The sequence below is a fragment of the Lactonifactor sp. BIOML-A5 genome, assembly GCF_009677585.1.
Taxonomy (GTDB): Bacteria; Bacillota; Clostridia; order Lachnospirales; family Lachnospiraceae; genus Lactonifactor.
Window position 1 is genome coordinate 22,234 of the sequence record NZ_WKYV01000021.1, and the last position, 17,703, is coordinate 39,936.

General features: G+C 46.0%; 18 protein-coding genes. 3 read left to right on the forward strand and 15 right to left on the reverse strand.

The window, feature by feature from the left end; genetic code table 11:
- Position 1: 1 nt before the first annotated feature.
- Positions 2-898, forward strand: coding sequence for a bifunctional enoyl-CoA hydratase/phosphate acetyltransferase (locus tag GKG41_RS15580; protein WP_154260295.1), 897 nt, complete (start codon positions 2-4; stop codon positions 896-898).
- A gap of 34 nt (positions 899-932) precedes the next feature.
- On the opposite strand, the gene nth is transcribed toward GKG41_RS15580, so the two are convergent.
- From nth to GKG41_RS15655, 15 genes are all read right to left on the reverse strand, one after another.
- Positions 933-1,577, reverse strand: a complete 645-nt coding sequence (gene nth / locus GKG41_RS15585; protein ID WP_154260297.1) for an endonuclease III — start codon at positions 1,575-1,577, stop codon at positions 933-935.
- On the reverse strand, positions 1,574-2,374 hold the full coding sequence (locus GKG41_RS15590) for an alpha/beta hydrolase family protein (RefSeq protein WP_154260300.1): 801 nt from the start codon (positions 2,372-2,374) through the stop codon (positions 1,574-1,576). Before GKG41_RS15590 ends, nth begins: the two co-directional genes overlap by 4 nt.
- Positions 2,375-2,387: 13 nt before the next feature.
- On the reverse strand, positions 2,388-3,206 hold the full coding sequence (gene folK, locus GKG41_RS15595) for a 2-amino-4-hydroxy-6-hydroxymethyldihydropteridine diphosphokinase (RefSeq protein WP_154260302.1): 819 nt from the start codon (positions 3,204-3,206) through the stop codon (positions 2,388-2,390).
- Entirely contained in the window at positions 3,206-4,021 is an 816-nt protein-coding gene (gene folP / locus GKG41_RS15600) for a dihydropteroate synthase (protein WP_173015640.1), read from the reverse strand. Before folP ends, folK begins: the two co-directional genes overlap by 1 nt.
- 25 nt (positions 4,022-4,046) lie before the next feature.
- Positions 4,047-4,529, reverse strand: coding sequence for an HD domain-containing protein (locus tag GKG41_RS15605; protein WP_154260307.1), 483 nt, complete (start codon positions 4,527-4,529; stop codon positions 4,047-4,049).
- Positions 4,530-5,084 (reverse strand): GTP cyclohydrolase I FolE, encoded by a 555-nt coding sequence (folE, locus tag GKG41_RS15610; protein WP_154260309.1) that lies wholly within the window; start codon positions 5,082-5,084, stop codon positions 4,530-4,532.
- Between the two features lie 194 nt (positions 5,085-5,278).
- Positions 5,279-7,282 (reverse strand): DUF6449 domain-containing protein, encoded by a 2,004-nt coding sequence (locus GKG41_RS15615; protein WP_154260312.1) that lies wholly within the window; start codon positions 7,280-7,282, stop codon positions 5,279-5,281.
- Positions 7,257-8,156, reverse strand: coding sequence for an ABC transporter ATP-binding protein (locus GKG41_RS15620; protein ID WP_154260314.1), 900 nt, complete (start codon positions 8,154-8,156; stop codon positions 7,257-7,259). The genes GKG41_RS15615 and GKG41_RS15620 overlap by 26 nt, the downstream gene beginning before the upstream one ends.
- Positions 8,122-9,309 carry a HAMP domain-containing sensor histidine kinase gene (locus GKG41_RS15625; protein ID WP_226904296.1) on the reverse strand — a complete coding sequence of 396 codons (1,188 nt, stop codon included), beginning with the start codon at positions 9,307-9,309 and terminating at the stop codon, positions 8,122-8,124. Before GKG41_RS15625 ends, GKG41_RS15620 begins: the two co-directional genes overlap by 35 nt.
- Entirely contained in the window at positions 9,299-9,991 is a 693-nt protein-coding gene (gene vanR, locus GKG41_RS15630) for a VanR-ABDEGLN family response regulator transcription factor (protein ID WP_226904295.1), read from the reverse strand. Before vanR ends, GKG41_RS15625 begins: the two co-directional genes overlap by 11 nt.
- Positions 9,992-10,357: 366 nt before the next feature.
- Positions 10,358-11,188: a TPM domain-containing protein gene (locus tag GKG41_RS15635; protein ID WP_154260320.1), complete on the reverse strand. Its 831-nt coding sequence runs from the start codon at positions 11,186-11,188 to the stop codon at positions 10,358-10,360.
- Positions 11,189-11,209: 21 nt separating this feature from the next.
- Positions 11,210-11,782, reverse strand: a complete 573-nt coding sequence (locus GKG41_RS15640) for a LemA family protein (protein ID WP_226904293.1) — start codon at positions 11,780-11,782, stop codon at positions 11,210-11,212.
- Positions 11,783-11,804: 22 nt separating this feature from the next.
- Complete coding sequence (locus tag GKG41_RS15645) at positions 11,805-12,272, reverse strand: pyridoxamine 5'-phosphate oxidase family protein (protein WP_226904292.1); 468 nt, start codon at positions 12,270-12,272, stop codon at positions 11,805-11,807.
- 175 nt (positions 12,273-12,447) lie between these two features.
- Positions 12,448-13,380, reverse strand: coding sequence for a tocopherol cyclase family protein (locus GKG41_RS15650; protein WP_173015636.1), 933 nt, complete (start codon positions 13,378-13,380; stop codon positions 12,448-12,450).
- On the reverse strand, positions 13,370-14,827 hold the full coding sequence (locus GKG41_RS15655; protein ID WP_154260325.1) for an FAD-dependent oxidoreductase: 1,458 nt from the start codon (positions 14,825-14,827) through the stop codon (positions 13,370-13,372). The genes GKG41_RS15650 and GKG41_RS15655 overlap by 11 nt, the downstream gene beginning before the upstream one ends.
- A 112-nt stretch (positions 14,828-14,939) precedes the next feature.
- Between GKG41_RS15655 and GKG41_RS15660 the strand changes: the two genes are divergently transcribed.
- Positions 14,940-15,662 (forward strand): LytTR family DNA-binding domain-containing protein, encoded by a 723-nt coding sequence (locus GKG41_RS15660; protein ID WP_154260328.1) that lies wholly within the window; start codon positions 14,940-14,942, stop codon positions 15,660-15,662.
- 32 nt (positions 15,663-15,694) lie between these two features.
- Positions 15,695-17,650, forward strand: coding sequence for a GHKL domain-containing protein (locus GKG41_RS15665; protein WP_154260330.1), 1,956 nt, complete (start codon positions 15,695-15,697; stop codon positions 17,648-17,650).
- Positions 17,651-17,703: the final 53 nt, after the last annotated feature.

Genomic DNA, 17,703 nt, shown 5'->3' on the forward strand with positions numbered 1-17,703 from the left:
CATGTATCACAACTTTGAGGAATTCATAAAAGAGATAAGTAAGAATACTGATAAGAAAATCATAGCCGTAGCCGCTGCTCATGACTCAGAGGTTTTAGCATGTGCCGCCTTGGCGCGAAATGAGGGAATTGCCGCTTTTACGCTAATCGGAATCGAGGATAAGATAAAAGAAATTCTCCTGTCTCTAGGAGAAGAACCGGATATGTGGAATATTATCCACGAGCCGGATGACACAAGATCTGCCATGCTGGCTGTGGAACTGGCCGCGAAAGGAAAAGCGGACGCTATTATGAAAGGTCTCCTCCACACTTCAGCCTTTCTGCGTGCCCTGTTTCACAAAGAATACTGCCTGGTACCTCCAAAAGCGCTTGTCAGCCAGATAACCGTCAGTGAATTTCCCCAGGAAAACAGGTTTATCCTTCTGACTGACTGTGCGATCAGCGTATGTCCTTCCTATGAGGATAAGGTTCAGATTATCAGAAATGCCGTATCTCTGGCACATAAACTGGGAATCCATTGTCCTAAGGTTGCCTGTATCGCTCCTGTGGAGGTGATTAATGAAAAAATGCCGGAGACCATTGACGCGGCTATGCTCTGCAAAGCCAATGAGAGGGGCCAGATCAGGGACTGCTGCGTAGACGGTCCTCTTGCTCTGGATAATGCTGTGTCTGCCCAGGCCGCAGCCGCAAAAGGCATTTCCAATCCCGTCGCTGGCTCCGCTGATATTCTTCTTCTTCCCAATCTATGTACAGGAAATGCTCTGGATAAAGCGCTGCGGTATTTCGCCGATCTGAAGACGGGAAGCGCAGTCATCGGCGCACGTGTTCCAATTATAATGACATCCCGGTCAGATTCTGCCCGGAATAAGCTCCATGCTGTGGCGCTCAGTGTTTTATAGCCTTCCAAAAACGGAGTAGAAAAGCCTCTGTAACCTATGGCTTTTCTACTCCGTTTTTTTCACATATATCTGCAAGACAGCACCTCTCGCAATGGGGTTTTGTCCTGGCTGTACACACATCTCTGCCGTGATATACCAGCCTGTGGCAGAAATCACTTCCCTCTTTCGGAGGAATAAGCTTCCACAGTGCCATCTCTACTTTTTTTGGTTCCTTTATCCCATCCACAAGTCCCATGCGGTTTACCAAGCGGATACAGTGCGTGTCAGTGACAATGGCAGGTTCCCCAAAGACATCCCCCATGATCAAATTGGCACTTTTTCTTCCCACACCGGGGAGCTTCAGAAGTCTGTCAAAATCTCTGGGAACCTTTCCCCCATACTCATCCTTTAATATTTTCATACAGGCACTAATATCTCTGGCCTTGCTCCTGCCCAGTCCGCAGGGCTTTACAATGCGCTCTATATCCTCCGGATCCGCAGCTGCCAGGGCATCCACATCCGGATACATGGCATAGAGATCCTCTACCACCACATTTACTCTGGCATCTGTACACTGAGCAGCCAGACGGACACTCACAAGCAGCTTCCAGGCATCATCATAGTCCAGCGTACATCCGGCCTCCGGATATTCGAATTTCAGTCTCTCAACAATTTCAAGAGCCAAGTTCTCCTTTGTCATACAGTTTCCTCTCTATTTTCCCAGTCCTTTCCCCTGCAGGCAGACATTTCCTCCAGCGCCTTTTTCAGCGCCGGATTAAAAAAGTTCCAGTCATGGATCCCTTTCCACTCTTCATAGGCAAAATCGAAATCCATTCCTTTCATTTCTCTCTGAAATCTGTCATTGTCCTCATAGAGAAAATCATTTGTACCGCAATAAGCCCGAATCACAGGCTTTACTTTCTCCCCTTCTATCCTTTTGGCCAGTTCTGTGATATCATACTCCGGCTTATATTCCAGCGATTCTCCAAAAACCAGCCCCAGATCCGGAATACCCGGAATATCAGGAACATCTGCCCCTCTCTGCTCATCCAGGATCTCCCTGATATACAAAAACGCAGAGGAGATAGCGCCACAGAAACCATATTGTTCCGGCCTGGAAAGGGCACACTTGAGAGCACCGTATCCACCCATAGACAGCCCGATAATTGCCGTGTCTTCCCGTTTCAAAGATATACGAAAAATATTCTTACAAATCGCCGGCAGTTCCTCTGTAATATATGTAAAATACCGATACCCATGTACCATATCTGTATAGAAGCTTCTCTGCACCTCGGGCATAATATAGATAGCCCTGCAATTTTTTCCGTAATCTGCCAGCATAGTATAATTCAGATAATCTGTACAACTGCCGCTTAAGCCGTGAAGCAGATAAACTGCCTGATAGCTCTCTGAAGGCAAAAGTTCATCTGGGGCCATAACAGAAAGACCTGTATTCATCTGCAGTGTCTGTGAAAATATACTTCCTGTTACAATCATATATCCTCTCCTCCTAGTTTGTTGACAGTGCATCCTTCAGTTCCGCCACTGTCCGTCCCAGTACCGGATGCCTGAAATACGGAGCAATCTGAGCCATGGGCAAAAGCACAAAGTCTCTCAGGGGGATTCCTATATGAGGAATCTGCAGCGTCTCCGTGTCCAGGATTAAGTCATCATAAAAAAGGATATCCAGATCCAGAGTTCTGGGGCCCCAGTGAAGCACCCGTTTTCTGCCAGCATCCTGCTCAATGCCATGAAGCATATCCAACAGTTCAAAAGGGGTCAGAAGAGTCATCACTTCTGCGGCCCCGTTCAGGAACTTATCCTGATCTGTTACCCCATAAGGCTCTGTAACAATAAAGTCTGATACCCTGCCCACCCGGCAGCTCTCCTGTTCCTTCAGCGCCTCCAGAGCCTGGGTAAGATATTCTTCTTTGTCCCCCATATTGGACCCAAGGGCAATGTAGGCTCTGTGCCACCCTCTGGTAATCTCAATAGAAACCGTATCCAGAGGAAGTCCGATAGGCGCCCAGGGCTTTTTAATCTCCAGAGTCACCTGGGTCAGCAGGGAGAAGTGAAGTAGCAATTCCCTTGCCAAGTTTTCCGCCACTGCTTCTATGAGCTTAAAGGTGTGGTTCTCCATGTATTCCTTCATAAAATGGCTGACTTCTCCGTAGTTAACAGAACGCTCCAAATGATCTGTCAAACCCGCTTCTCTGGTATCCATATATAAGACAGCAGAAATCAAAAACTTCTGTCCCAGCTTTGTCTCCTCCGGAAACACTCCGTGATTGCAGTAAACCTCCAGATTCTGTATCTTAATCTTATCCATTATTCAGCCTTTCTTCCCAGGATCGCTTCCGTCATCTGTATCACCCTGGCATTTTCTTTTATATCATGAACCCGCACAAAGGCAGCCCCCTTTGTCACGCCCAGCACGGTGGTAGCCAGAGTTCCCTCTACTCGCTCACCCGCAGGCAGATCCAGGGCCAGTCCAATCACTGATTTTCTGGAGGTTCCCAGCAGGATGGGACACGCCAGTTCATGGAGTCGTTCCAGACACCGGATAGCTTCCAAATTATTTTCATAAGTTTTACCAAATCCCACGCCGGGGTCCAATATAATTTTGTCCATTGATATGCCGGCTCTTTCGGCAATAGCCAATGTATCTCTCAAATCCCTGCACATATCTGTCATAAAGTCTTTATAGTCCGGCTGGTTTCTGTTGTGCATCAGGCAGCAGGCTGCCCCTGACGCTGCAATCACTCCCGCCAGTTCAGGATCATATTTTAACCCCCAGATGTCGTTCACCAGATCAGCCCCTGCCTCAAGGGCTGCCTTTGCCACCGCACTTTTATAGGTATCCACTGACACCGGAACATCAAATCTGGCCTTGACTGCCTCAATCACCGGTACAACACGGCGAATCTCCTCTTCCTCGGTAATCTGAACATGACCGGGACGGGTGGACTCCCCACCGATGTCAATGATATCAGCGCCCTCCCCAATCATATCCTCTGTGTGCTGTAAGGCCGACTCTCTGTTATTCCATCTGCCTCCGTCGGAAAACGAATCGGGAGTCACATTGAGAATTCCCATAATATAGGTATGATTCGCTGTGTCAAATATTTTATTTCCAATTGTCATCATAACTTCCGTCTCCTGTATTCCATTAGTACTTTAAGATTAAATTTTTTTTCTCCGGGCTCCAGTCACACTGCGCTTCAGCCTGGCATCCGAAGCAGCTCCTGGACATCTTGTCAGCCCGGTATATGATACCTGCCAGATTCTTCTCTCCCTGTACCGTACTGTCCCTATGCCTGATAATTGCTGTGAGAATCATCCTGCGCTCTTCCAGTTCAAAGCCGCAGTCTGTAAGGATCCCATCTGCTATGGGGACGCTCGCTTTCTGATGAGGCGTCTTGTCCCGGTATTGTACATGGCGCCCGATATCATGAAGAAGTCCAGCCGCATAAATCCACTCTTTTTCTATCTTTAATCCTTCTTCCAGACTAAAAAGATAGGCCAGACGAGCCACATCCAAAAAATGCGTCATGTCATGGCCACAGAAAATTCGTTCTTCTTCGTATCCTCTTATCTTTTCAAGACAATCTATGTACGTAGGATGCTGTAAAATCCTGTTTACTCTCTCCATCTATTTCACCAGCTGATAAAAAGTGTTCTGCAGTTCTGTATTGCCTTCAAAGACTCCCCTGGTTACCATGGTGACGGTCTTGGAACCAGGCTTTTTGATTCCTCTCATGGTCATACAGAGATGTTCAGCCTCTATCATCACCATAACCCCTTTGGGGCTCAAATGATCCATGAAAGAATCTGCGATCTGCGCCGTCAGCTGTTCCTGAAGCTGAAGCCGTCTTGCAAACACTTCCACCGTCCTGGCAATTTTGCTCAGGCCTACCACTTCATGATCCGGTATATATGCGATGTGTGCTTTTCCATAGAATGGGAGCATATGGTGTTCACAGAGAGAGTAAAACACAATATCCTTTTCTACTACCATCTCATTATTTGTCACATGGAAACGTTTTTTCAGATGCTCTCCCGCATCCTCCTCCATGCCGCCCACCAGCTCTGTATACATTCTGGCAATGCGATCCGGGGTCTCTATCAGGCCTTCCCTGTTAATGTCCTCCCCGATCCCTTCCAGAATGAGTCTGACTCCTTCTCTGACTTTATCCTGATTTACCATTTCTTTTGTCTCCGTTCAAAAATACTTAGTATACTAATCGATTTCTTATTATATCATGCCTTCGGCATGATCGCCACTCGCCGCTCACCAAAAGTGAGCAAAGCTTCCTATGGCTCGCTAACGCTCATTATATCATATTTTCCGGCAAAAGAAACGATAAATTTATACATCTATCCCTAAAACTGTACATTCTTCTACTTCAAGGCCACACAATTCACCCGCACAATAGTATCCCCTTCGTTCCCTTTGATTATCACCTGGTAATCCGTGTCCATATCATAGGGCTGCATCAGAGGCTGAATGCCATATTTTTGATACATGAGCCTCTTTTCCAGGGCTTTGATCTTTGCTTTGCTGTCTATGGTCTCCCTTTTGATAGATACCCGGCCGTAATCGGTCCAAGAACCGGACTCTTTTTCCTGGGTGACAGCGACAATCTTAAGGATCTCGTAATCACTGAGTCTTTTATCTGCTGGGATCCCTTTCCCTTTCAGGAAATTGACAGTTTCTGTAAAAGAAGGGTAAATATAGCCAATGCCTCCGTTCATACTTCCTTCCTTTGAAAAATTCAGCATACCGAGGGGCACACCCTCCGTAGCCTCCTCCATGGATAAATCCTCCAAATCTCTTCTATAACAGGCGAACAGCTCCATTTTTTCTTCGCCGCTGAGATCAGGCGTCAGCGCAGACACTCCGTTGGACCAGGTAAACTCATAGCCATTATCAATATCCTCTTCCCCATAGGAAATTAGTGACACCGTTCCGGCCTTATACTCCCCGCTCTCATATATGGGCTGAAATGCTTCCAAATCCACGGAAGAGGTTACAGGATACTGCCGATAAATATCGGATCCATTTTTCATATGATAGGCAACCGCAGCATAAGTAATGGCCTCCTGTTTTCCCTCCGAGTGTTCTGACAGACTCCGGATCCATTCCAATGCCGCAGATTTTCTCTCCCCGGTAAGTTCCATATGACGGAAACGGCTCTCCGCCATTAAATCATTCCTTAGATCCTCTTTTCGGAATTCGCTGTAAGAAGCGGTATCATCCATACCCTTAATACTTACCGACACAGAGCTTATCTTTCCTTCCTCCGGCAGATAAGAATCATATCTCCAGAGATCCCAATAAAAGCTGCACGCAATCAATGCACACACACCTGCAGTAAGAAGCATCTGCCGCTGTCTGGACAGCATGGCCCGAAAACGGAACTGAAAAATCACCTCCGCCAGTCCGTGGAAGGTGAACACTGCCACCAGTATTCCCGCCAGCACCCATACCACAGAACTGCTCTGTCCCCCGCAGAGGCGGAAGAAATATCCCCCCATCAGGCCCAAAGGAACTACAAGCAGGAACCGAAGAACTGGCTGCGCGGCAGGAAATGCTATTGCTTTACCTGCCGCTTCTGCGGGGCGGCGGTAAAAGAATACCCTGACCAGAACGTACAGAACAGCTGCCAATCCCAGGGCAGCCGCAAGATACGGGGCATGAGCACGCAGAGACCACCTGCCTGCCCCCGCCCCATATTCCCCGGAACCGGCCATCCTCTGATATAAATCCAGAGGAGAAAGATACAGTTTTATACGCTTCAGCCAGTCGGCCTGATAAAAAGTCTGAAAGAACATCTTACTGTACATCTGTACAATAACCCCAAAGGTCACCGACACGTAAAAAACGAAAAAAGCCAGCAGCCCCCCAGCAATCACAATATTTCCCGTCAGCAGCACGGCCAGCAAAGTAATATGGTAGAACAGAAGAAAGCCTGCGGCTGCAACCAGAAACCCTGCCAGTGCCAGAAAAAGACTGTCCCCCAAGTGCTTTGAATCTTTAATAAACCAGCTTAAAAGATGGGAAAGCAAACAGGGCGCTGCAAAAATCAGAAATCCATTCCAGTAAGCAGCAGAGAATAACGTTCTTCTCCTCACAGGCAGACTGAAGTAAAAGTCTGTCCTGTCCTGGGAAAAGAGATAGGAAAATCCCTGGATACCGCACAGAACAGCCAGGAGAATACTGATCGCCATAACAGTCTGGTTCCCCGGACCAAGTCTGTCATCCCCGGCCCAGAGCAATCCATTCCCCCCGGACGCAGTTTCCAGTACGTACATGCCAAACAAATAGCAGGAAAGTACCATAAGCCATATTCTCCTCTTGAAATCCTCCTTCATTCTTTTAAGAAATGAGAGTCTTGATGTCATATCCAATGGCCTCCGTTTCATTCACAAATATTTCCTCCAGAGTAAGAGGCAGAAATTCCCAGCATTCCGGTTCCAGACCCTCTACCGCTGCCCGAACTTCCTCTTTCCCCCCTCTTGCCAGAAAGGTAGTCAAAAATCCCGTCTGCCTGCAGGACACCAGGGTAAGTCCTGCGGATAACAATTCCTTACCGGAATCTTTAAAAATGCCCTGCACCTTATGAATTTCATATTCCATATTCTGTATATCTCTGGACAACAAAACACCGCCCTTATGCAAAATTCCAATGTAGTCGCAGCATTCTTCCAGCTCTCTCAGATTGTGGGAAGCGATTACCAAAGTTAATTCTCTTCGCCCCATCTCATCCTGAAGGATCCCTGTGACGGACTGACGCACAATAGGATCCAAACCGTCGAATACCTCGTCACAGAGTATGTATTTTGTGTTGGCGCACACAGCACATAAGATGCTTACCTGCTTTTTCATCCCTTTCGAAAACGTCCGAAGCCGTTGATTTTCCTCAAATCCAAAGTATTCCGCCAATTCTAAAAACCGTTCTGCTAAAAAGTCTGGATATGTATTTTTATAAAACCGGGCCATGCTGGCGATGGTTGCATTTGGAAAAAAGTATGGTTTATCCGGCAGGAAAAATATTTTTTCTTTCACAGCGGGAGTATCAAAGATATTTTCTCCATCAGCTGTAATCCTCCCTTTGTCCGGCCGCAGAATACCGGCTGCGATTCTAAGAAGGGTGGTTTTCCCGGCCCCGTTAGTCCCCAGAAGGCCGGTAACGGCCCCGTCCTGAATCGTCAGCGTTACGTTGTTTACCGCTTTGATCTCTTCAAAGCTTTTGCTTATCTCCCGTATCTCTATCATTTTCTGTCAGATTCCCCTTTCTGTCCGGCAGCATTACTGTAAATACAGTCCTATCCTCCCCGCTATCAGCATAAATCTCTCCTCCGTGGGCCTGGACAATTTCTTTGGCAATGGCTAGCCCCAGACCTGCCCCTCCTGTATGGGTTGAACGGGAACTGTCCAGACGGAAAAACTTCTCAAAAATGGTCTCCAGCTGGTTCTGAGGAATCGGATCTCCCAGATTAGAGAACGTGATCTTCACCTTGTCCTTTGCATGGCACGCCCGAATTTCAATGACAGTGTTCTCATAGCTGTAGGCAATGGCATTTTTCAGAATATTATTAAATACTCTGGCCAGCTTTTCTCCGTCCGCCCAAATCCACAGCTCTTCCGGAGTGTGGATCTCGACTTTTTTCCTTTGCTGCTCCAATATGGGATAAAACTGCTCACCCAGCTGTTGGAGAAGAAAACCAAGATTGGCTCTCCCCAGATTGATCTGTATTGCCTGGAGATTGAATCTGGTAATATCAAAAAATTCGTTTATAAGTTCCTCCAGACGGTATGCTTTATCCAGTGTTATCCCAATATATTTTGCTTTTTGCGCCGGGGGCATCTCCGGCACCTCATCCAGCAGGGACAGATATCCGATAACCGAGGCAAGAGGAGTCTTCAGATCATGAGCCAGATACGTAATCAGATCGTTCCGCTTTCTGGTTTCCTTTTCCAGAATCCGAACCTGTCTTACTTCTTTTTCCCGAATCTGATGAAGCTGTGCTTCAATCCTGGCGTAATCTCCTGGAAGAGGAGGGATCTCCTTTTGATTTTCCTGAAATTTTCTGAGGATATCAGCTATTTTACCAATATCCTGCTGATTCTTTTTTTTGGCCATACGGACGGCAAACCATCGCACCAGAAAGACCACTACCAGCACAAATACAAGAAAAGCAGGATACAAAAAGCTTTTCAGCGCATACCAGTTGATTGTCTGGGATTCTATATAATCATTTGTCTCGGCATTCAGAAACGTATCCCGGTAAACAAAAGAATTGGTAAACCAGTCTACAAATATCCCGTTAAATGTTGTATCCAGAAGCGTGTAAAGAAAACTGCAGACTGCAAGCACAAGGATGCCAAGCCCAACTGCCTTTACTGCTCTTACCCAATTATTCTTCAACCTTATACCCCACTCCCCAGACATTCTTAATGTATTTCGGATTTTCCGCGGAATCTTTCATTTTCTCCCGGATATGGCGGATGTGTACCATCACCGTATTATTGCTGCTTGTAAAATATTTCTCTTTCCAAACCACCCGAAACAGTTCCTCAGAGCTTACCACCTTCCCTTTGTTTTTGCAGAGATACCAAAGGATGGAGAACTCAATAGGCGTCAAGCTGATAGGCTTTTCATTGAGCCAGCAGCCGTGCTTTTCTCTGTCCAGAACCAGCCCGGATACAGTAATCACGTCATCCTCTGTCCCCGGACTGCTGTATCTTTTATACCTGCGAAGCTGCGCCTTTACCCGGGCGATTAGCTCCAGCGGGCGAAAGGGCTTTGTCACATAATCATCTGCCCCCAGCGTAAGACCTGTAATCTTGTCCATTTCCTGCTCTCTGGCAGTGAGCATGATAATAGGGTACGTATAGCTCTCCCGGATCCTCTGACACAGCGTGAAACCATCCAAATCAGGAAGCATCACATCCAGAATCGCCAGGTCCAGGGATGTAGTTTGTACACATTCCATTGCCTCCGCACCTGTATAATATTTATATACCTGAAATCCTTCATTTGTCAGAAACAATTCCACCAAATCCGCAATTTCTTTCTCGTCATCTACTACTAAAATCCGTGCCTCCACAGTTCTTCCCCCTATGCTTATCTAAATGTTTTATGTCCTGAGCCATTATAGCAAAATTTACTTTCTTTTCTATTAACGATTTATACAGAAATGCTTAAGATTTGCTTAATCTTTCTTTCCATATTTTTTAGGGACTCTCCACACTTTATTCAAGAAACCATCACAGATATTTCACATTTATCCTTTATAGTTATAAGTGTTAAGAGGCCAACAACCTAACGCAAAACTTTTTCTTTTTCATAAGCCAGTATCCACAGGGTACTGGCTCTCCTTCTTTTATATAGCAAATGGGGGCGGATATGTGTAACTTCCGCCCCCATCGCCGTATTCCCGTGCACAAGTGTCCGGCACCCCGGGCTCTTCTCTTTAAAAACGTCCGGATGCGCCTCCTCCCCCCGAAGAACCGCCTCCTCCTGAGGAACCTCCGCCGCCTCCGAAGCCTCCTCCTCCGAAACCGCCTCCAAAGCCCCCTCCGAAGCCTCCGAAACCGCCGCCGATATAAGGACCGCGGAAACCTCCGCCTCTTCTGCCGCCTCTGCGGTTATTGTTGTTTAGAAGAATCAGGATAATCACTACCAGAATAATCCACAGGATGTCTCCTGTCTTAGAATCATCGCTGCTCTCCCCGCTGTCTGCCTCTTCTTCGGGGAGAAGGCTTTCCGTGTCAAGCTCTGAGGGCGGCTGCAGTCCATATTCCTCATAGACAGCCTCCATTACCCCGGTATACATCATTTTTATTCCTGTATTCCAGTCGTCCTCTTTTAAATACGGAGTTCCCTGGCTGCGTATTATCCGGCCGGCCTTAGCATCATTGATGGCTCCCTCCAGGCCATACCCCACTTCAATCCGTACCTCACGGTCCTGGATTGCCACAAGGATCAGAACCCCGTTATTCTCTTTCTCATCACCAATTCCATACTGCCGGAACATAGTATTCGCATAATCCTCAATCGTGTTTCCGTCCAGACTTTCTACAATGGAGACAACTACCTGGGCCTTTGTCTCCTCAGCCAGAGCTTTGCTTCGCTGTACCACATAGGTTTCTGTTTCTTCACTGAGTACATCCGCAAAATCATTGACATAGAATTCACTGGTCTGCCGGGGAATCTCAGGTGCGCCAAAAACCTGTACGGCCTGTACAGTCAACAGGCAGACCAGAAACACTGGCAGCCATAGTATTTTTCTCTTTTTTTTCATATTCTCCCCTGTTCCCTGTCTTTACTCGTTAAAATTCACTTCCGGAACACTTTCAGCACCTTCCGCAGCCTGGAAATACTCTGCTTTCTCAAATCCGAAAATACCGGCAAACAGATTGGACGGAAACCGGCGGATTCTCTGGTTGTAAGTCTTTACCGCATCATTGTAATCTTTTCTGGCTACCGCAATCCTGTTTTCAGTCCCCGCCAATTCATCGGACAAAGACTGGAACTGCTCGCTGGATTTCAGATCCGGATAATTTTCTACTACCACAAGCAGACGGCTGAGGGCACTGGAAAGCTCACCGTCTGCTGCCGCCTTCTCTTCCATTCCCTGTGCCCCTGACAGCTTTGCCCTAGCATCGCTGACGGCTGTGATGACTTCCTCTTCCTGTTCTGCGTATCCTTTTACAGTGTTCACCAGATTAGGAATCAAATCAACTCTTCTTTGCAGCATCGTGTCAATATTGGCCTGCTGGTTCTCCACATCCTCCCGGATCCCTACCATGGAGTTATACTGGCTTACACAAAGTCCCCCGATCACAATCACACCGACTATGATCCCCAGCAGTACTATCTTACCTGTTTTTTTCACAATGAATCCTCCTCTTCTTTCCCTACTTGGGATACCGTTTTCCCGTAAATGATGACACGGTTACCTTAATAACTGAAATGATAGAGACCAGTCTCTCATTAAAATCAAACTCTTTTCCTGAGATACATTTCATCAATATCTTCATAGCCTCTATCTTCTCCCCGGGATCTTCGATAATTTGGGCCGTGCCGTGTCCTACGATACTGGCGTATTTGTAACCGTACTGGCAGGGAACTTTCCCCTCTACCAGCTGATGATCACAGTCCAGTTCCACGCCCACCCGGCTGTATCTGCGAAGGACATCCAGTTTCTTTCCTTCTACTGCTCCGTGAAGATAAAAAACAAGTTCTCCGTTCTCATAAGTATACCCATAATTCATGGGAAGAATGTAAATCTCCCCGTCATCGTACATTCCAAGACGCAGAACTTCACATCGGTCGATAATATCTATCATATCCTGTACATCTTCAATTTCCCTGTCCCTTCTCACCTACTGTATCCTCCTTTATCATTTGTCTTCAAACGGTATGCCATTATTTTAACACAGCAGCTTCTATTTTTCCTCCAATTTCAAAAATTTTTCGATATATTTAATAAAAGGAAGCCCATGTACCGGCAGATCGCGCCGGCACATGGGCCTCCATTTTTCATCCTTACAAACCGAATTAGGTTGGAATACTGGAAAAACAGCTGGGGTTGACAACCTCCAGACTTCCGTTCTCGGCAGTGACATCCAGAAGAAGCTGTCCCTTTCTCCAGAAACGATATCGAATCACACAGGATAAAGCTTCCTGTATTTTCCCGGACATCCTCCCTTTTACCGGTGAGCGCAGGCTCTGTCCGCCTTTCCACGGATACTGGACCCACAGAAGATCTCTTCCCTGGCAGATCATAAATTCCCCGGAATTCCACCGGAAGATTCTTGCCCCGAGATAAGAGGCCAGCCGGTACTGTCTGCCTCCGTAGTACACGATGGCTATGCACCCTGAGAATTTCCACCTGCCCACAGGTACCTTCGCCACAGCAGCCGTAAAAGCCATATGCCCTTTGTCAAAGACACTGCACTGTGTCCACACATAACCCTCAGGAAATGAAGTTCCCCAATCCTTTTCAATATATCCGCACCCGCCGTTAAAATTATACCGCTCACCATTAATCATAAGACTTCCATGTATCTTATGGCTCAGACTCAGAATACCGTGATTGCATTCCATGGTAAAATAAGACAGAGGGCCCATAATATCCCGGGAAGGGGGCGTCAGGCTTCCATATCTCAAAACCCCCTGTATTTCGGCCGCCTCACTCTTTAGGTTTACCCGGATTCCTTTTTCACAAAATACATTCTCACCGATCTGGCAGTAAAATCTTTTTCTGTCCCCATAGTACTGGCTGGGCAAAAATCGGAATTCCCATGCGTTCTCTTCCGTGATTACCTGAATGAGAATGCTTATCCTTCCGTCTTTTTCTACATGGTACGAGGGAATAAAGCTGATCGTTTTATTCCCCTTCTGGTGTTTCAGATACCATCCCTCAAAATACTCTCTCTTGTCTTTTCCTCCCATAAATGCGCCGAATCTGCGCCCTCTTCTACTGGTCATCCTGCATTCCTCCGATATCATTCTGTGCCGGGTTATCGATAAGTTTCCCCTTATAGCTGAATCTGGAACCATGACAGGGGCAGTCCCAGCTCTTCTCCTGAGCGTTCCATTCCAGCTGGCAGCCAAGATGAGGACAGCGTACTGACACTGTAAATACTTTTCCGTCTTCTCTCTTATATACACCTACCTTCTGCCCCTGCATATCTACAATACCGCCTTCCCCTATTGTAAGATTTTCCAGGACGTGATCAGGCACCGCAAAGGCCCGCTTGAGCAGACCGGCGGCTGCCTTTGTGCCGTCCACTGCCATATGCTTCGCCGTAGAAAGTGTGATTCCTCTCTGGGGGGAAAACACTTCTTCCCATGGGTTTGGCACCTTTCGAATCAAATCACTGATTAACATAGCTGCGACCATGGACGAAGACATCCCCCATTTGCTGAATCCGGTGGCGACATACCAGTAGGGACGGCGGGCGGAATACCTGCCTATATAAGGAATCTGATCGGGTGACATACAGTCCTGTGCCGACCACATAGCCTCCGTCCTGCACTGAGGCCACCAGAGCGCCGCCTTGTCTCTCAGCTTTCTAAGAGAAGCGTCTGTAAGATTTTCTCCGGTTCTGTGGCCCTCTCCTCCTAGAATCAGAAACTCCCCGCTGTTGCGAAAGGAATAATCCCACTTGGTATCCGTGCCCAGATACATCCCGTCCATACAGGCGGCACCGGAGAATGCTACGGCATAGCTTCTCTCCTGATGCATCCGCATAAAATAATATCCCGGACGGTTTATAAATGGATAATGAGTTGCAAAGATAACGTGTTCTGCCTCCACCACCGGACCTGCCTCAGTAATCACCCTGTGCTCCTCTACACGGAGCACTCTGGTTTTTTCGTATATCTCTATATCACGGGCAATCCCCTCTAAAAACAGAAGTGGATGAAACTGAGCCTGGGCGGGATAGCGGATTGCCCCCTCAACAGGAAAGGGCAGCGAGGTAATTGTTGTAAATTCCCCTGCACAGCCCAAATGATTTACTGCCTCTACCTCTTTTTCTATCTTTTCTCTGTCTGACACAGAGTATAAAAATGAAGGCACCCGCTCAAACATACACTCTATATTGTGTTCCGTTATTATCTGTTCGTATTTTAATATTGCCTCCCAATTGGCCCCCAGATACAGGCCCGCTGCTTCCCTGCCAATCTTCTGGATTAGCTTATCATACAAAAGGTTATGTGAGAGCGCTATTTTTGCTGTGGTATTTTTTGTCTGCCCCCACCCGATCCGGTCTGCCTCCAAAAGAATCACTGAGACTCCTCTGTGTTTTAAGAGATAAGCAGTCAAGATACCTGCCATTCCTCCGCCTATCACCACGGCTTCCGTGTTTTTCTCAGAAGTAAGGGACTGAAAGTTCGGGAGTTCCTCCCTGCGCATCCAAATAGATTCCATGATTTCACCTCTTCTTTAAAGTGCGCGGACTGCGGATGTTTTATACTAAAAATTGACACTTCCTTCAGAATTTTGTATGATTACTTTGTAACTAGAAAGGAGAAAAACATAAATGTCTAATTCTATTTATCACATAGCAATATGTGACGATGATCCCATTTTCCTGGAGAATATAGAACAGCTTACAAAATCAATTCTTTCTGAAAAAAATCTGCCCTGCGGGGTCACGTGCTTTCACGACAGCATCCATTTTTTAGATGAAGTCATGGGAAATCCAAAAAACTATCAGCTTATTCTTCTTGACATATTGATGAGGAATTTGGATGGAATAAAAACAGCAGAAAGGATCCGCCAGGAAAAACTGGATATTCCTATTGTATTTATATCCTCCACTGCAGATTTTGCCCTACAGGGATATGAGGTACAGGCTCATCGGTATCTCATAAAACCTATAAATAAGGAAAAGCTGCAGGATGCCATTCTGAGCAGTCTTAGATTAAAGAATGAAGAAAAGATGATCCTGCTGAAATCCGGAACCACCTACAAAAAAGTAGCCTTCTCAGATATTCCGTATCTTGAAATTAAAGGTCATGTATTAAAGGTGTATCTGCAAAATTCTTCTGTCATTCCTGTATCTATTAAAATGTCTGAGGCCGAATCCCGCTTCCCTCAGAACTATTTTTACAGATGTCACCAAAGTTATATGGTAAACCTTGCTTTTATAGAAAATATATCCCGCTATCAGATAACCCTTATTGACGGCACCATTATCCCTGTTAGCAAATCCCGTTATATAGAGACTCGTCAAAGGCTGCTGGACTTTCTGTCCATATAGCGGTTTCGTAAAAATCATGTCAGGAGATACCTATGGAAAAGAAAAAAATTCACTTATTACATAAGATTCACAATAAATTATTATTTATGGGGATTCTTGCCTTCACCGTTATTATGGCAGTTATCTCCTGTCATCTGCTTTTTATATATCTGTTTCCTCTCTCAGGGGAATATAAAAATATCTCGGTAATGGAGCCAGGAAATGAACAGGAATGGGAACTTTATACTAACGAGCAGGGTACAATAAAATCACTTAGCACTGCAGACGGTTACTCTTATACGGGTCTTGACTATGAAGGCCAAACATACTATATGTCCAGAAAAATCCAGGAGAATTACAGCGATATTATACTGGAAATTGATGCTGTCACAAGTCAAATCTCCATTTTCCTGGACGAGGATCTTCTGTATACAGACAACAGTGCAGCAGATAATCGTATCGGATATGTGGCTCTCTCCCATCTTCCCAAAGAGCGCCCCAATGGGCTCAGGCTGTCCCTGCCTCCTGATTGTCTGGGAAAGACACTAACCATAGCTGCCTGCCAGCCCTTTGCAGAGGCTTCCGGGGATCTTATGACCATTTACCCCTGTAACGTTTCTGTGTACAGTACTTACGCCTTAGAAAGCCTAAACGTTTCCAGTGCAACTAAAACTGCCTATCCTGCCATCCTGCTGGCTATCCTGGGCTTTTTTTTGCTAAGTTTGTTTTTATATCAGTGTTTTCACAGGGAAGCAGACTGGGGTCTCTTTTTTCTGGCTTTCTTTTGTCTGCTCTGGATGGCTGATGTTATCTTTCGTTCTCCCTACTTTGGAATTTATTTCGGGTATAAACTGGACTTTGCAGAAATCTATCTTCGTTATGGCAGTGTCAGTTTCCTGATGCTCTTTCTTTTTATTCGTATGAACAGATGCAGGAAAATCTATCTGCCTTTTGTTGTTTTACAGCTGATATCTCTGATATGTCTGTACCTGACTAATAATACGACGATTGTCTTTGAGTATCCTCTGTACGGTGTGCTCCTGAATCTTCCAGAATATGCAGGACTTACAGGACTTTTGGTCATTTTTATTTTTATGATTCCAGAACTAAAAAAGGGGAATGGATTTTACCGCATGCTGGGAATTTTTACTGTCGCTGCCCTGGCGGCAGTGCCCGTTGGCGCAATCCTTTATGCTTTACAGTTTATAGGAAGCTCTGCAGAGATGAATAACTGGATCACACAATATCTTCAAAGTTATACCACAGAAATACGAGGCCCCTACTACTACATGCTGATTGTCAGTTGTTTTCTTTCCTTTTCCAGTTTTATTATCAGCCTCTATCGTTTTATTCTGGGAGTTGTTCGTAAATATACTTCCATAGAGTTACTTCGTTTAAAAAACGAACTGGCACAGGAAAGCTATCGCCAATTGAACCAATATACGGAGCAGGTTATGATGCTGCGTCATGATGAAAAAAAGCACTTCTCACTCCTGGCCACCCTGCTGGAGAAGAACGATAGCGAAAAGGCGCTGGAGTATACTTATGAAATCATTCAGCGGGCTGACGATGTGACACCTATAGTCAACACACAAAACTACATGATTAATACGATTGTCAACAGCAAGCTGTCTTCTGCAATGAAAGAGGGAATCCAGATAACCATACGTCATGCATCGGCCCCAGAGAAGCTGAATATCGCCGATTCGGATCTCTGTTCTCTGCTCATGAATGTTTTGGACAACGCACTTGCCGCCACAAGTCTTCTTGAGGAAAAAGATCGCTATATTACCCTTAATCTCTATGTCAAAAACAATTTCTTGTGTATTTACTGTGAAAATGGTATAGCTGACAAAACCGAATGCAAAGAGGAAAAGGACGTAGAGGGCATTAAAGCTCATGGTTACGGTTTAATTATTCTGGAAAAAATCGTAGATCGTTATAAAGGAATTCTGGATATTAAGCAGGTAAATCAAGCCTTCATCGTGAATATTGCTTTGCCTGTATAATTTAGAATAACAAATAACATCCGCCGCTTCACAGGATATATCACCTGCAAAGC

Excerpts from the sequence above, each read along its gene's own strand:
- folK (WP_154260302.1), bottom strand. The coding sequence starts at position 3,206 with ATGGATAAGATTAAGATACAGAATCTGGAGGTTTACTGCAATCACGGA.
- GKG41_RS15590 (WP_154260300.1), bottom strand. The coding sequence starts at position 2,374 with ATGATTGTAACAGGAAGTATATTTTCACAGACACTGCAGATGAATACA.
- GKG41_RS15580 (WP_154260295.1), top strand. The coding sequence starts at position 2 with ATGTATCACAACTTTGAGGAATTCATAAAAGAGATAAGTAAGAATACT.
- GKG41_RS15655 (WP_154260325.1), bottom strand. The coding sequence starts at position 14,827 with ATGGAATCTATTTGGATGCGCAGGGAGGAACTCCCGAACTTTCAGTCC.
- nth (WP_154260297.1), bottom strand. The coding sequence starts at position 1,577 with ATGACAAAGGAGAACTTGGCTCTTGAAATTGTTGAGAGACTGAAATTC.
- GKG41_RS15615 (WP_154260312.1), bottom strand. The coding sequence starts at position 7,282 with ATGACATCAAGACTCTCATTTCTTAAAAGAATGAAGGAGGATTTCAAG.
- folE (WP_154260309.1), bottom strand. The coding sequence starts at position 5,084 with ATGGTAAATCAGGATAAAGTCAGAGAAGGAGTCAGACTCATTCTGGAA.
- GKG41_RS15605 (WP_154260307.1), bottom strand. The coding sequence starts at position 4,529 with ATGGAGAGAGTAAACAGGATTTTACAGCATCCTACGTACATAGATTGT.
- folP (WP_173015640.1), bottom strand. The coding sequence starts at position 4,021 with ATGACAATTGGAAATAAAATATTTGACACAGCGAATCATACCTATATT.
- GKG41_RS15635 (WP_154260320.1), bottom strand. The coding sequence starts at position 11,188 with ATGAAAAAAAAGAGAAAAATACTATGGCTGCCAGTGTTTCTGGTCTGC.
- GKG41_RS15650 (WP_173015636.1), bottom strand. The coding sequence starts at position 13,380 with ATGACCAGTAGAAGAGGGCGCAGATTCGGCGCATTTATGGGAGGAAAA.
- GKG41_RS15620 (WP_154260314.1), bottom strand. The coding sequence starts at position 8,156 with ATGATAGAGATACGGGAGATAAGCAAAAGCTTTGAAGAGATCAAAGCG.
- GKG41_RS15665 (WP_154260330.1), top strand. The coding sequence starts at position 15,695 with ATGGAAAAGAAAAAAATTCACTTATTACATAAGATTCACAATAAATTA.
- GKG41_RS15660 (WP_154260328.1), top strand. The coding sequence starts at position 14,940 with ATGTCTAATTCTATTTATCACATAGCAATATGTGACGATGATCCCATT.